Here is a 12,896-nt window from a genome sequence, read left to right on the forward strand (position 1 = left end):
CCCTGCCGGTGCCGTGGAGTGTCAGACGGCGCGCCAGCCGATATCGCGGCGGCAAAAACCTTCCGGCCAGTCGATGAGGTCGACGGCCTGATAGGCGCGCTTTTGCGCCTCGGCGATGGTGGCGCCGGTGGCGGTAACGTTCAGCACGCGGCCGCCATTGGCAAGGATTTCGCCATTCGGGCCCGCCTTGGTGCCGGCATGGAAAACCTTGACGCCCGGCAGCGCATTGGCGGCCTCGATGCCCTTGATCACGGTGCCCCTGGCATAGTCGCCGGGGTAGCCGTCGGCGGCCATCACGACAGTCAGGGCGACTTCGTCCTTCCACTGCAGGGCAAAATCATCGAGCACCCCGTCATGGGAGGCGATGAAGGCCGGCAGGATGTCGGACTTGAGGCGCGTCATCAGCACCTGGGTTTCCGGATCACCGAAGCGGGCATTGTATTCGATGAGCTGCGGGCCGGTTTCGGTCAGCATGAGGCCGGCATAGAGCACGCCCTTGTACGGCATGCCGGTATCGGCCATGCCGACCAGCGTCGGGTAGATGATTTCCTTCATCACCTGCGCTTCAAGCTCTGCCGTCAGCATCGGCGCAGGAGAATAGGCCCCCATGCCGCCGGTGTTCGGGCCTTCATCGCCGTCAAAGACGCGCTTGTGGTCCTGCGCGGAGACAAGCGGCAGGGCGTTCTTGCCGTCGCACAGCACAAAGAAGCTGGCCTCGACGCCGGTCAGGAATTCTTCCAGCACCAGTTCGTGGCCGGCGGCACCAAAACGGCCGCCTTCCAGTGCGTCGTCGATGGCGGCATCTGCCGCCTCCAGCGTTTCGGCAATCACCACGCCCTTGCCGGCGGCAAGTCCGTCAGCCTTCACCACCACTGGCAGTTTACCATGCTCGCGCACCCAGACCTTTGCCGCAGCCGGATCGCTGTAACGACCGAAACCGGCGGTCGGGATGTTCATCCGGGCGCATAGTTCCTTGGTAAAGGCCTTGGAGCCTTCAAGCTGCGCTGCCGCGGCACCGGGGCCGAAGGCGGGGATGCCTTTTTCAGCCAGCCTGTCCACCACGCCGGCCACCAGCGGGCCTTCCGGGCCGACGACGACGAAGTCGATCTTCTCGCGCTCGCACAGGGCGAGGATGCCGTCGATATCTTCCGCCGCGACCGGCAGGCAGGTTGCTTCCTGCGCAATACCGGCATTGCCGGGCGCGCAGAACAGCGCATCCACCAGCGGCGAGCGGGAGATTGCCCAGACCAGGGCATGTTCACGGCCGCCGGAACCGATGACGAGGATACGCATGCGAGGTCTCCAAAAGGAATCGGGCCAGAAGGAAACAGGCCAACGGATGGGGCCGCCGGCTTTTTGAGCGGCAGCCCTGAGCTTGGGGGTGTCTTGTGGGCGCGGCTTGTAGCATAAAGCGCACATGACAGACGACCCGCAAAACGCCGCCGGCGGCAACGTTCCGGAATTTTCGGTCAGCGAACTCAGCCTGGCGCTCAAGCGCACGGTGGAGGAGAGCTTTGCCCATGTGCGTGTGCGCGGCGAAATCTCCCGTCCCTCGATGCCAAGTTCAGGGCATCTTTACCTGACGCTGAAGGATGCGGATTCCACCCTGCAGGCCGTGTGCTGGCGCGGCACGGTCAGCCGTCTCGGCATCCGGCCGGAAGAGGGCATGGAGGTCATCTGCACCGGGCGCCTTACCACTTATCCGGGCCGCTCGAGTTATCAGCTCATCATCGAGCGTATGGAGCTGGCGGGCGAAGGCGCGCTGCTCAAGATGCTGGAAGACCGGCGCAAACGCCTTGCCGCCGAAGGTCTTTTTGACGGCGCCCGCAAGAAGAAGATCCCCTTCCTGCCCTCCGTCATTGGCGTCATCACCTCGCCGACCGGCGCCGTCATCCGCGATATCCTGCACCGGCTGGCGGATCGTTTCCCGCGCCATGTGTTGCTATGGCCGGTGGCGGTGCAGGGTGAAGGCGCGGCCCAGCAGGTGGCAAACGCCATCGAGGGCTTCAATCGCCTTCGCCCCGGCGATGCCGTGCCGCGGCCGGATGTGCTGATCGTCGCGCGCGGCGGCGGCAGCCTTGAGGATCTCTGGGCCTTTAATGAAGAGGTCGTGGTGCGGGCGGCCGCTGCCAGCACCATTCCGCTCATCTCCGCCGTGGGGCATGAGACCGATACGACCCTGATCGACTTCGCCTCCGACCTGCGCGCGCCCACGCCGACAGCTGCCGCCGAAATGGCGGTGCCGGTGCGGCGAGAGGTGCTGGCACAGGTGATGGAGCTCGGCGCCCGCCTCGTGGGCGGGCTGACCCGCAGTGTTGAAGTGCGGCGCACCCATCTGGCCGGGCTTGCGCGCGGCCTTGGCGATCCGCAGCGCCTCTTGGAAACCGCCATGCAGCGCCTTGATGACCGCAGCGAGCGGCTGGACGCCGCGCCGCGCCGCTGGCTGCAGGAAAAGCGCCTGCTGCTTTCCCATGCCGCCCAGCGCCTCTCCGACCGGCCGCTGCGCCAGAGCGTGACGGAAGGGCGCCGGCGCCTTGCCGACCTGGCCGCCCGCCACGCCCGCGCCGGCCAGCAGCGGCAGGAGCGTTATGGCGAGCGTCTTGCCGCCCTTGGCCAGCGCCTCGAAAGTGTCTCCTACACCCGCGTGCTGGAGCGCGGTTATGCGGTGATCCGCGATGCATCCGGCGCGCCGGTTTCATCCGCTGCCGCTCTCTCGCAAGGTGCCGTGCTGGATATCCAGTTCCATGACGGGCATGTCGCGGCGGAGGCAACGGGCGAGGGTACGGCCCCGTCATTGTCACCGGCGGCTTCGGCAAAGCCGGCAAAGCCCCGTCCGGCCAAACCGGCGGCTCCCGCCGAGCAGCCGAGCCTCTTCGAGTAAGCGGTGCCGATGTCCATGCTCTACCGGCTTTATCGTGGTGCAACGGCGGCAGGCGGACCGGTCATCGACTGGTACCTCAAGCGGCGTGAGCAGCGCGGCAAGGAAGATGGCAGGCGCGCCGGCGAGCGTCGCGGCATCGCCGGGGCGCCGCGTCCTGCCGGCAAACTGGTCTGGGTGCACGGCGCCAGCGTGGGGGAGGCGGTCTCCGCCCTCAGCCTGATCGAGCGGCTGGTGCTGCTGCCCGAGGTGCAGGTGCTGGTTACGACCGGCACGGTTACCTCGGCGGCTGTCATGGCGCGCCGGCTGCCGCCCCGCGCCCTGCACCAGTATATCCCGGTGGACCGTCCGGGCTGGGTCGCGAGTTTTCTCGATCACTGGCGCCCCGATCTTGCCTTGTGGCTGGAGAGCGATCTCTGGCCCAACATGCTGGCGGGGCTTGCCGAACGCGGCATTCCGGCGGCGCTTGTCAATGCGCGCCTTTCCGCCCGCTCCTTCGAGCGCTGGCAGTGGGTCTCCGGTACCATTCGCCGGCTGCTGTCCACCTTCTCGCTTTGTCTGGCGCAGGGTAGGGCGGAGGCGGAGCGGTATTCCGCCCTCGGCATGGCCGAGGTGCAGAACACCGGCAATCTCAAATATTCGGCCGTCCCGCCGCCGGTGGATGAGGATGAGCTGGCGCGCCTGCGCTCGCTGACATTGGGCCGGCCGATCTGGCTTGCCGCGAGTTTCCACCCGGAAGAAGACGGGCCGCTGCTGGATGCGCATGAGCAGCTTGCCGGCAGCATTCCCGGCTTGCTGACCGTGCTCTGCCCGCGCCACCCGCAGCGCGGCGAGGATATTGCCGCCATGGCCGCCGGGCGCGGCATCGCCGCTGCACGGCGCAGCCTGGGGGAGGAGCCTTCGGGGGCGCTCTATATCGCCGATACGCTTGGCGAGATGGGCACGCTCTATCGCTGGGCGCCGGTGAGCTTCATCGGCGGTTCCTTCGCGCCGCGCGGCGGGCAAAACCCGATCGAGCCGGCGCTTCTGGGCTCCGCCATCCTGTTCGGGCCCAGCCGCTATAATTTTGCCGAGGTAACGGCAGAGCTGGAGGCCGCAGGCGGCCTGCTGGCCGTCGCGGATGCCGGCGATCTGGCGGCCAAAGTCGATGGCCTGCTGGTTGACCCGGCAGCCCGCGAGCGCCTCGTCTCCTGCGCCCGCAATGCGGTGGAAGTGCATCGCGGTACGGCGGACCGGGTGATGCAGGCGCTGGCGCCGCTTTTTGCCCGCGCCGGCATCGCCGGAGGGGCGCGGTGAAGGCGCCGGGCTTCTGGCAGCAGCCTGCGGGCACCCTCGCGACCCTGCTGACTCCGCTAGCCGCCCTTTACGCTGCGGCAACGGCAAGGCACGTGGCGCGGGCGACGGATTTCTCGCCGCCGGTGCCGGTTATCTGTGTCGGAAACCTTTCGGCGGGTGGCACCGGCAAGACGCCGGTCGTCCAGTCGCTGGTCGCCCGACTGTCTGCTCGCGGTGTCGCCGCACATGTCGTCTCGCGGGGTTATGGTGGTAGCCTTGAGGGGCCGCTCAGGGTTGATCCTGCCCGGCATGGCGCGGGTGAGGTCGGAGACGAGCCATTGTTGCTGGCCGCGAGCGCGCCGGTCTGGATCGGGCGTGACCGGGCGGCTGCCGCGCGGGCCGCTGTTGAGGCCGGGGCGGGGCTGATCATCCTTGATGACGGGTTTCAGAATCCGGGCCTGCGCAAGGACCTGTCGCTGGTCGTCGTCGATGGCGGGGCCGGGTTCGGCAACGGGCGGGTGATCCCGGCCGGTCCGCTGCGCGAGCCCATCGACGCCGGCCTTGCACGGGCATCAGCCGTGGTGGTGATGGGGGCGGACGAGCGCCATGTCGCCGCCAGCGTTGAGGTGATCGCGCCCGAAATACCGGTGCTTGGCGCAAGCTTGCAGCCGGTCGAGGCGATGCGGTACGCGCTTGCTGGCCGCCGGGTAATGGCCTTTGCCGGCATCGGACGGCCGGAAAAATTCTATGCCACGCTGAAGGCCATGGGGGCCGAGCTGGTGCGCGTGCGCAGCTTTGGCGACCATGAGCCCATTGCCCCGCAGATGCTGGACCGGCTGGTACGCGAGGCGCAGTCGCTGGATGCCATGCTGGTTACCACCACCAAGGATGGCGCCCGCCTCAGCGCCCGCCAGCGGCTGGATGTGGTGGAGGTGGGCGTCGAGGTCAGCTGGGCTGAGCCGGAGCGGCTGGATCAATTGCTGGACCGGCTGCTCGCCGCAGCGTCCTAGGGGCTGCCCACGCGCCGGGCGACGAAGCGGGCAACGGGCGGGCCTGCCAGCATCACGATCAGGAAACGTGCCGTTTGCAGGGCCATGACAAAGGGCAGATCCACATTGCTGGTGGAGGCCGCGATGATGGCGATGGAATCCATGCCGCCGGGGCTGGTGGCGAGATAGGCCGTCAGCGGATTGACCCCGACGAACTTGACCATCAGGAAAGCAAGGCCGCCGCAAAAGGCGATCAGCACACCGATGGAAAGCAGGATCTGAGGCAGCGCTCGGGCTGCCTGTGCCAGGATCTTGCGGTTGAAGCCAAGGCCGATATTCCAGCCAAGCGCGGCGTAGACGAGGCCGAGCAGCCATTCCGGCAGTTCCACCGTCAGCACGCCGCTGACATGCAGCACGATGCCGACAATCATCGGCATCAGCATGGCACCGGAAGGCAGGCGCAATTTGCGTCCCACCCAGGCGCAGGCGAGCGCCAGAGCGACGGTGATGGCAAAATTCTGCCAGTCGACGGGGGGAAACCAGACGATATCGACACTCGCCCCGCTGGTATCCACCCACAGGCGCGAGATGATTGCGGCAAAGAGCGCGACACAGACGACGCGCATATAGAGCATGAAGGCCACAAGCCGCACGTCGGCGCCGAAGGCTTCCGCCATCACCACCATGGCACTGGCGGCGCCCGGGGCCGACCCCCAGACACCGGCAGTGCCGGGCAGGATGCGCCAGCGGCTGAGCAGATAGCCGATGAAGCTGCTCATCGTCACCGTGGCGACCACGGCGCCAATAAAGAGCGGGCCGTCTTTCATCAGGGTGCCGAGGATCGAAGGTTCGATCACACCGGCGATCATGATGCCGATAATCGCCTGGGCGCCGTAATAGGGCGTGCGCGGCACGCGTACGCTGGTGCCGCCCAGCCCCATCAGGATCGCCGCGATCATCGGGCCCAGCAGCAGGGCTGCCGGCATGTGCACCGCCTGTAGCGCCGGCACGAACAGACCCGACAGGATCACCAGCAGGAGCCATTGTGTCGGCTTGGGCAGGCGGGCTATCGGGTCTGTCGGTAGCGGCATGGGGCGGGCTGGTCCTGAAAGGCTTAGCTGGCGAAAGAGATCGTGTCCGAACTGGCAATCCGCGAGATGCGCGGGAAGATTTTGGTCACGGCAAACTCATGCATCTCTGCGGATACGCTGGTGGTGGCGTCTTCGGCAAGTACCACCTGATAGCCATGCTCCCATGCAGAGCGAGCGGTTGACTCGACGCCGAAATTGGTAGCGATGCCACCGAGTACGAGGGTGGTGATACCGCGCCGGCGCAATTGCAGGTCCAGCTCCGTGCCATAAAAGGCGCCCCATTGGCGCTTCAGGATCGGGATGTCGCCCGGCTGCTGTACTCCGGCGGCAAAGTCGCTCCAGCCGGCCGGCAGGCCGCCGGCCGGGCGTTGCATCGGCGCGTCGACAGTGGCAGGCGGCGCCACGGCGAAGTCCGGCCCGAAGCCGACATGGACGAGGAAAACCGGCGCGCCGGCAGCACGGAAACGCTCAGCCAGGGCCTTGCCCCGCGCTTCCACCTCCACGGCGCTGTGCGGCGCGAGAGTGGGCATGCCGAGGATGCCGTTTTGCAGATCGATGAGAACAAGGGCAGAGTGGCGTGGGTCGAGCTGGATCATTTCCGGCGGCTCCGGCAAAGACGGGCCGTTGCGGTTGCACCGGGCAAGTGGGAGCCGGTGCAGCAGCGGCCTTGAGGTGGACAGGCTATAGCGGATAAAGATAAAAATATGAGGAATAGCTCACAAAAAGAAAATATGAGGGAATCCTCACAAAAGTCAACGGCACCGGATGACGCACCGGTGGCGGCAAAACCGGCACGGGTGCGCAAGGCGGCAAGCGTTCAGGTGGCCAAGGCCCCCCGGCGCGAGCGCGGGCGCCTTCGCGTGGCCTCGCTCCTGGAGGCGGCACAGGCGGTGTTTGCCGAAAAGGGCTTCGATGCCGCGACGATGACGGAGATTGCGCAGCGCGCCAAAGCGCCCATCGGCTCGCTCTACCAGTTCTTCGCCAACAAGGACCTGCTCGCCGGCGCACTGCTGGAGCGCTATGGCGTCAGCCTCTGGCAGGTCATGGACAAGATTGCGGCGGCGGCGCCCGGCCTGACGGTGGAAACGCTGTCCGACCAGCTGATGGCGGCGCTCGTCTCGCTCAAGGCAGAGCGCACGGTCGCGCTGGCGCTGATGGAAGTGGCGCATGGCGGGCCGGAAAGTGCGCTTGTGCTGAAGGCGGAGCTGCGCGAGCGGGTGACCGCAATCCTGGCGCTCAATTGCCCCAAAGCCCCCGCCGCAAGGCTGCGGCCGCTGGCGATTGCCTATCTCACACTGATGAAATCAGCCGCCACGCTCGATGCCGAGGCTGATCTTGCAGAACGGTCCAGCGTGCTTGAGGAAATGCGCGCCGGTGCCCGTGTGTTTCTCGTTGCCCGCCTTTCGGTTCTGGCGGCCTGCTGAAAAGAGAAAAGACCCTTCGCCTCAGCGGCAAAGGGTCTTTGTCTTCTGGCTCTTGCTGCGTCCCGTGCGGGATCAGTCCTGCCAGCTCTTGAGGCCCAGCAGCTTTTCACCAAGCGGCGTCAGCCGGGCCCGTTCGGCATTGTGCTTTTCCCACTCGCGCGGGTCGCCGGGGAAGGCGCCGCGCTTGGGCGGCTCCTGGTCACGCCAGCAGGCGATACGGTCCTGCCGTTCGGCGTTGTCGCCTTCATTGGCCGGGGCCATGGAGATGTACTGCGCCATGCGCACCCGGTCTTCGGAGCGGTTGGGGCGGATGCCGTGGGCAAGCAGGCTGTTGAAGATCAGCATGTCGCCGGCCTTCATCGGCACATTGACGATATCCAGCCCCTCGGGGTTCGGTGCCCGCGGGTTACGGTCCGGGCCTTGCGTCTTTTCCCATTCGTCGAAGCCCGAGAACAGCGACGGCACGCACTGGAAACCGCCGGTCTCGCTGTCGGTATCGACCAGCGACAGCACGCCCTGCACGCCGATGGGCAGCGGACGGACCGAGGTGTCGACATCCCAGTGGATGAAGCCGTTGAAGCTGCGGGCATCGCGATTGGGGGTGTTGAGATTGGCGCGGTCGATGGAAACCCACAGATCCTCGCGGTCCCAGATGTCGACGAAGGCGTCGTAGAGCCGCTGCTCCTGCCGGTTATCCCACAGATACTGGTGGTTATAGATCTCCACCATGCCGCTGTTGTTCAGTTCCTTCATCTTGTGGTCGCGCAGCTGCGGGCGGGACCAGGTGGCCGGATCGTTCGGGTTCATCTCCTGGAAGCGCCACAGCAGGGCCACCATGCGCTCCACATTCTCGCGCGGCACCGCATTGCGGATGACCACGTAACCGCGGGTAATCCAGTGCAGCCAGTCTTCCGGCGTCATGACGCGCAGCGGCAGCGCCTTCTTGATGTCCTTGAGCTGCGTGTCGAAGCCCTTGGCCTGGGTGTGCCCGGGATCGACAGCGGCAAATTTCTCGACGGCAGCCATGGAGGTTTCCTCTTCCTTTTGCATCTTGCGGCTCCCACGCCCCAGCCGGCGTCCGGTGGAACCGCATCGGTTGATGAAAGGAAGATAGGCCGGGCGGAGAAGGCCATGTTGCCATCGCCTTGCCAAAACTGGTACTATTCTGGCGTTTCTGATCCGCTTCTGGTGGATCATCGCATTAATTTGAGCAGTCATGCGCCCTTATCGCGAAACGGTCAGCATTGCCGAGGATCAGAGCTGGACGCTGCTTAACCGGCGCCTTGACGACGAGATTCCGTTCCAGTGGCACTACCATCCGGAATTCGAGCTGACGCTGACGCTCAACAGCCGGGGCCAGCGTTATATCGGCGACCATATCGGCCGTTATGACGACGGCGATCTGGTACTGCTCGGCCCCAACCTGCCGCACACCTGGTGCTCGGCCGAGCGCATCGATCCGGCGCACCCGCATATCGCCCTTGTCATGTGGTTCACGCCCGACTGGGCCCGGCCACTGACGGGAACTCTTACGGAGCTGAAGGCGATGGAGCCGATGCTGGCAGCCTCCGGCCGCGGCCTTGTCTTCTCCGCCGCTTCCGCGGCCGATGTGCGCCCGCTGGTGGAAAGCCTGCCGGGGCTTGACCCGCCAAGCCGCGTCATCCGCCTGATCGAGATTTTGAGCCGCCTTGCCCGCCGCGGCGAATATGAGCCGCTGGCAAGCCCGGCGGCCGATGCGATGGCGGCAGCCTCGCCGGACCGCGACCGCATCTCGCGCGTGCTGGACCATTTGCATGCTCATTACCGCGACGAGGTAACGATCGCGGATCTGGCCGGTATCGCCTGCCTCAGCATCTCTGGCTTTCATCGCCTGTTCCGGCGCCACACCAGCCTTACCGTCTCCGACTATCTGGCGCAGCTGCGCATCGGCCGGGCCTGCGCCTTGCTGATCAACGGCCAGCTTCCGGTCGCCCATGTGGCGGATGAGGCGGGCTACAGCAATCTCTCGCATTTCAACCGGCAGTTCCGTGCCCTGAAGGGCATGACGCCGCGCGAGTTCCGGCGCAGTTTCGCCCTGCCGGTGCGGCGGGCGGGACGGCAGGCCGCTGCCGCCTGAAGGCCGTCCTACTCCGGGTGGTTATGTTGTCAGAAGCTGCCTAAAGATTTACCGTCAGCGCTCAGGATTTGGCAGGCGTTTGGGCCGGCTTCTGGAGCGCCGATAGGTCATGAGCGAGCTGATCGAGGTTTGGGTCACCTGTCCTGATAACGACATCGCGCTGGCCATCGCCAATGCCGCTGTGGAGGCCCGCCTCGCGGCCTGCGCCAACATCGTGCCCGGCATCACCAGCGTCTATCGCTGGGAAGGTGAGCTGGTGCGCGACCGCGAGTTTTCGGTGATGCTGAAAACGCGTGCCACCTTGTTTGACCGGCTGTCTGCGGCCATCCGTGCCGAGCATCCCTATGAGGTGCCCGCCATCATCGCCACCCCGGTGGTGGCGGTAACGGCGGACTATCGTGACTGGGTGCTGGAAGAGACGCTTTCGGCCTGATCTCAGGCGGCGATGCGTTTGGCAACAAAGCGCGACAGGCGCTCGATACCCTCGTTCAGCTTGGCCGGGCTTGCCGCATAACACCAGCGCAGCCAGCCTTCGCCTTCCGGGCCAAAGGCGCTGCCGGGCGCAAGGCCGAGCCCGGTTTCGCTGATAAGCGCGCGCGCCAGCATCATGCAGTCATCAAACCCGGTTATGCGGAAGAACGCGTACATGGCGCCAGTCGCCTCCGGCAGTTCAACACCGGGCAGCGCGCGCAGGGCGCCGAACAGGCGATCACGTGCCGCCGTCAGTTCGCCCGCCTGCTGCTTCACGTAAGTTTCGCCGCCGGTGATGGCGGCCAGCGCTCCCGCCTGCACGAACTGCGGCACGCAGGAGGTGTTGAACTCGACGAGCTTGGTAAGGTCGGCGGAAAGGCTCGGCGGCACGGTCAGCCAGCCGACGCGCCAGCCGGTCATGCTCCAGGCCTTGGAAAAGCTGTTGGCGCTGATGACCCGGTCTTCCGGCTCCGCCAGCGTCAGGAAGGAGGGGGCGGATTTCTGCCCCGCCTCATAGACAAGCCGCTCATAGACATCATCCGCCAGCACCCAGATGCCATGGCGGCGGCAATGCTCGAAAACCGCCTTCTGCGTCTCGCGGTCAATCACCCAGCCGGTGGGGTTGCCGGGGGAGTTGAGGATCAGCAGCCGGGTGTCCGGTGTCAGCGCCGCGATCAGCCGGTCGGCATCCAGCTGCCAGCGCCCGCCGGTGATGCCGAGCGGCACGCGCTCTACAGTGGCGCCCAGAATGCGCGGGATCTCGACAAGGTTCGGCCAGATCGGCGTTACCGCCACCACCCGGTCACCGGGCTCCAGCACCAGCTGTGCCGCCAGCATCAGCGCCTGCAGGCCCGAGCCGGTAACACCAACCCGCTCCATGTCGAAGGGGCGGCCATGCAGGGCGGTGAGATAGTCGGCAATCGCCTGCCGCAGGGCGGGCTGGCCCAGATTCTGGCTGTAGAAGGTCTCGCCGCGCTGGAGGGACGCCTCGGCCGCCTTGCGCACGAAATCCGGCGTCGACTGCTCGCTCTCGCCGAACCAGAAGGGCAGCACATCGGCCCGTCCCATGGCGGCATTGGCGACATCCCGGATGCGGGAGGAGGAGAGGGCGCGTACGCTGTCGCGGGCCACGGCGGGATAGGTCATAGCGGGGCAGGTGTCCGAAGTAAGGGGCTGATGCAAGCGATAGCGTGAGGTGAAGGAAGGTACAACCGTCCCGGTGGTGAAAGTGAGGGTATCCTCGCAATCTTGCCGCAAGTGCCATGATCCGGCCGGGGGACGCCTATGCGCAGAGGGCTGGTTGTGGGCCTGCGGGGCGGGGCCTATCACCATTATAGAAGACAGAAAGCCGGGACTTCCTGATGAGACTGAAACCGCAATCCTTCGCCTTCACGCTGTTGCTGGGGGCGCTTTCAGCATTGCCGTCCATCTCGATCGACATGGGTCTGCCCGGTATCCCGGCGCTGGAAGGGGAGTTTACCGATGCTGTCGGGCGGGGCGCGCTGACACTCAGCCTTTTCCTTGCCGGTTTCGCCCTTGCCCCGTCCGTGTGCGGGCCGATCTCCGACCGGTATGGCCGGCGGCCGACGGTGATCGTCGGGCTCATCATGTTTGCCGCCGCTGCCGGGCTTTGTGCGCTGGCGCCCAGTTTCGGTGTGCTGCTGGTTCTGCGCCTGCTGCAGGGCATGGCTGCCGGTGCCTGCGTCACCATGCCGATGGCCGTCGTGCGTGACGTGTTCGAGGGTTTTCAGGCCCGTACCCGCATTGCCCACATCACCACCGTGCTCGGCATTTCACCGCTGGTGGCCCCGGCGCTCGGCTCCTGGGTTATGAGCTTTGCCAGCTGGCGGATCATCTATGCGACGCAGGCCTCGCTGGCGCTTGTCATCCTTGTCGCCGTCGTGCTCGGTTTCTCCGAGACCTTGCCGGAGGAGCGGCGGCGTCCGCTGCATCCGCGCCAGCTGCTCGGCACCTACCGGATGGTGCTCGGCAACCGCAGCTTCATCAATTACACGCTGGTCTATGCCTTCAGCTTTGCCGGCATGTTCGCCTATGTCTCCACCTCATCGGCGGTAATCATGGGCTCCTTCGGCCTGTCGGCCCATGTGTTCTCCCTCATCTTCGCCTGCTGTTCCTTTGGCGTCATGCTTGGGTCGATCGTCAGCGGCTATTTCAGCCGCCGCAATGTTCATAGCCATCGCATCCTCAATATCAGCCAGCTGGCGCAGTTGCTGGCCGTGGTGGCCGCCTTCCTGCTCTGCTTCTTCAATCTGGAAACGGCACCGACCCTGATGCCGCTGATCTTCCTCACCATCTTCAGCTATGGCGTCGGCGCGCCCAATTCCACGCATGAAGCCCTCCAACCCCTGCCCCATGCGGCGGGTGCTGCCTCGGGCCTGATGCGCTGTATCCAGATGGTGCTGGGCTCGCTCTCTTCGGCGCTGGTGGCGGCCTTCGCTCCGCTGGGCCATCCGGCACTGACGATGAGCATCGTCATGGTAGCGATGATGGCGCTTTCCGGTGTCTTCTACCTCGCCCAGCTGCGCCTTGAGCAGAAAGAGCCGGCGCCCGCGCGGGCCTGAACGGCGTGCATAAACTATGCGTGGGCAAGGTGCCGGGCCTGGCGTTAGGGTAACCAGGCCCGCCTTGCCC

General features: G+C 66.0%; 12 protein-coding genes. 7 read left to right on the top strand and 5 right to left on the bottom strand.

What is annotated here, in order from left to right; translation table 11 throughout:
- Positions 1-21 precede the first annotated feature (21 nt).
- Positions 22-1,293 (bottom strand): phosphoribosylamine--glycine ligase, encoded by a 1,272-nt coding sequence (purD, locus tag QTL98_RS06665; protein WP_445681439.1) that lies wholly within the window; start codon positions 1,291-1,293, stop codon positions 22-24.
- 124 nt (positions 1,294-1,417) lie between these two features.
- Between purD and xseA the strand changes: the two genes are divergently transcribed.
- The 3 genes from xseA to lpxK are packed head-to-tail and all read left to right on the top strand — an operon-like array spanning position 1,418 to position 5,163.
- Complete coding sequence (gene xseA / locus QTL98_RS06670; protein WP_445681440.1) at positions 1,418-2,881, top strand: exodeoxyribonuclease VII large subunit; 1,464 nt, start codon at positions 1,418-1,420, stop codon at positions 2,879-2,881.
- Positions 2,882-2,890: 9 nt separating this feature from the next.
- Complete coding sequence (locus QTL98_RS06675; protein ID WP_445681441.1) at positions 2,891-4,174, top strand: 3-deoxy-D-manno-octulosonic acid transferase; 1,284 nt, start codon at positions 2,891-2,893, stop codon at positions 4,172-4,174.
- Positions 4,171-5,163, top strand: a complete 993-nt coding sequence (lpxK, locus tag QTL98_RS06680) for a tetraacyldisaccharide 4'-kinase (protein WP_445681442.1) — start codon at positions 4,171-4,173, stop codon at positions 5,161-5,163. Before QTL98_RS06675 ends, lpxK begins: the two co-directional genes overlap by 4 nt.
- Here the strand turns inward: lpxK and QTL98_RS06685 are convergent.
- Together QTL98_RS06685 and QTL98_RS06690 are read right to left on the bottom strand one after the other, a co-directional pair.
- Positions 5,160-6,233 carry an AbrB family protein gene (locus QTL98_RS06685; protein ID WP_445681443.1) on the bottom strand — a complete coding sequence of 358 codons (1,074 nt, stop codon included), beginning with the start codon at positions 6,231-6,233 and terminating at the stop codon, positions 5,160-5,162. The genes lpxK and QTL98_RS06685 overlap by 4 nt on opposite strands.
- A 23-nt stretch (positions 6,234-6,256) precedes the next feature.
- Positions 6,257-6,829, bottom strand: coding sequence for a hydrolase (locus QTL98_RS06690; protein WP_445681444.1), 573 nt, complete (start codon positions 6,827-6,829; stop codon positions 6,257-6,259).
- Between the two features lie 180 nt (positions 6,830-7,009).
- Between QTL98_RS06690 and QTL98_RS06695 the strand changes: the two genes are divergently transcribed.
- Complete coding sequence (locus QTL98_RS06695; RefSeq protein ID WP_445681445.1) at positions 7,010-7,657, top strand: TetR/AcrR family transcriptional regulator; 648 nt, start codon at positions 7,010-7,012, stop codon at positions 7,655-7,657.
- A 72-nt stretch (positions 7,658-7,729) separates the two neighbouring features.
- On the opposite strand, the gene QTL98_RS06700 is transcribed toward QTL98_RS06695, so the two are convergent.
- The gene (locus QTL98_RS06700; protein ID WP_445682100.1) at positions 7,730-8,683 is read right to left on the bottom strand and encodes a phytanoyl-CoA dioxygenase family protein; all 954 of its coding nucleotides are present in this window, start codon (positions 8,681-8,683) and stop codon (positions 7,730-7,732) included.
- 190 nt (positions 8,684-8,873) lie between these two features.
- On the opposite strand from QTL98_RS06700, the gene QTL98_RS06705 reads away from it, so the two are divergent.
- Positions 8,874-9,773 (top strand): cupin domain-containing protein, encoded by a 900-nt coding sequence (locus tag QTL98_RS06705; RefSeq protein ID WP_445681446.1) that lies wholly within the window; start codon positions 8,874-8,876, stop codon positions 9,771-9,773.
- A gap of 109 nt (positions 9,774-9,882) precedes the next feature.
- Positions 9,883-10,206 (top strand): divalent-cation tolerance protein CutA, encoded by a 324-nt coding sequence (gene cutA, locus QTL98_RS06710; protein ID WP_445681447.1) that lies wholly within the window; start codon positions 9,883-9,885, stop codon positions 10,204-10,206.
- Between the two features lie 2 nt (positions 10,207-10,208).
- Here cutA and QTL98_RS06715 read toward each other — a convergent pair whose 3' ends face one another.
- The gene (locus QTL98_RS06715) at positions 10,209-11,390 is read right to left on the bottom strand and encodes a pyridoxal phosphate-dependent aminotransferase (protein WP_445681448.1); all 1,182 of its coding nucleotides are present in this window, start codon (positions 11,388-11,390) and stop codon (positions 10,209-10,211) included.
- A 215-nt stretch (positions 11,391-11,605) separates the two neighbouring features.
- Here QTL98_RS06715 and QTL98_RS06720 point away from each other — a divergent pair, with 215 nt between their 5' ends.
- The gene (locus tag QTL98_RS06720) at positions 11,606-12,826 is read left to right on the top strand and encodes a multidrug effflux MFS transporter (protein ID WP_445681449.1); all 1,221 of its coding nucleotides are present in this window, start codon (positions 11,606-11,608) and stop codon (positions 12,824-12,826) included.
- Positions 12,827-12,896 lie beyond the last annotated feature (70 nt).

Source organism: Radicibacter daui, assembly GCA_030657355.1.
GTDB classification, from domain to species: Bacteria; Pseudomonadota; Alphaproteobacteria; order Radicibacterales; family Radicibacteraceae; genus Radicibacter; species Radicibacter daui.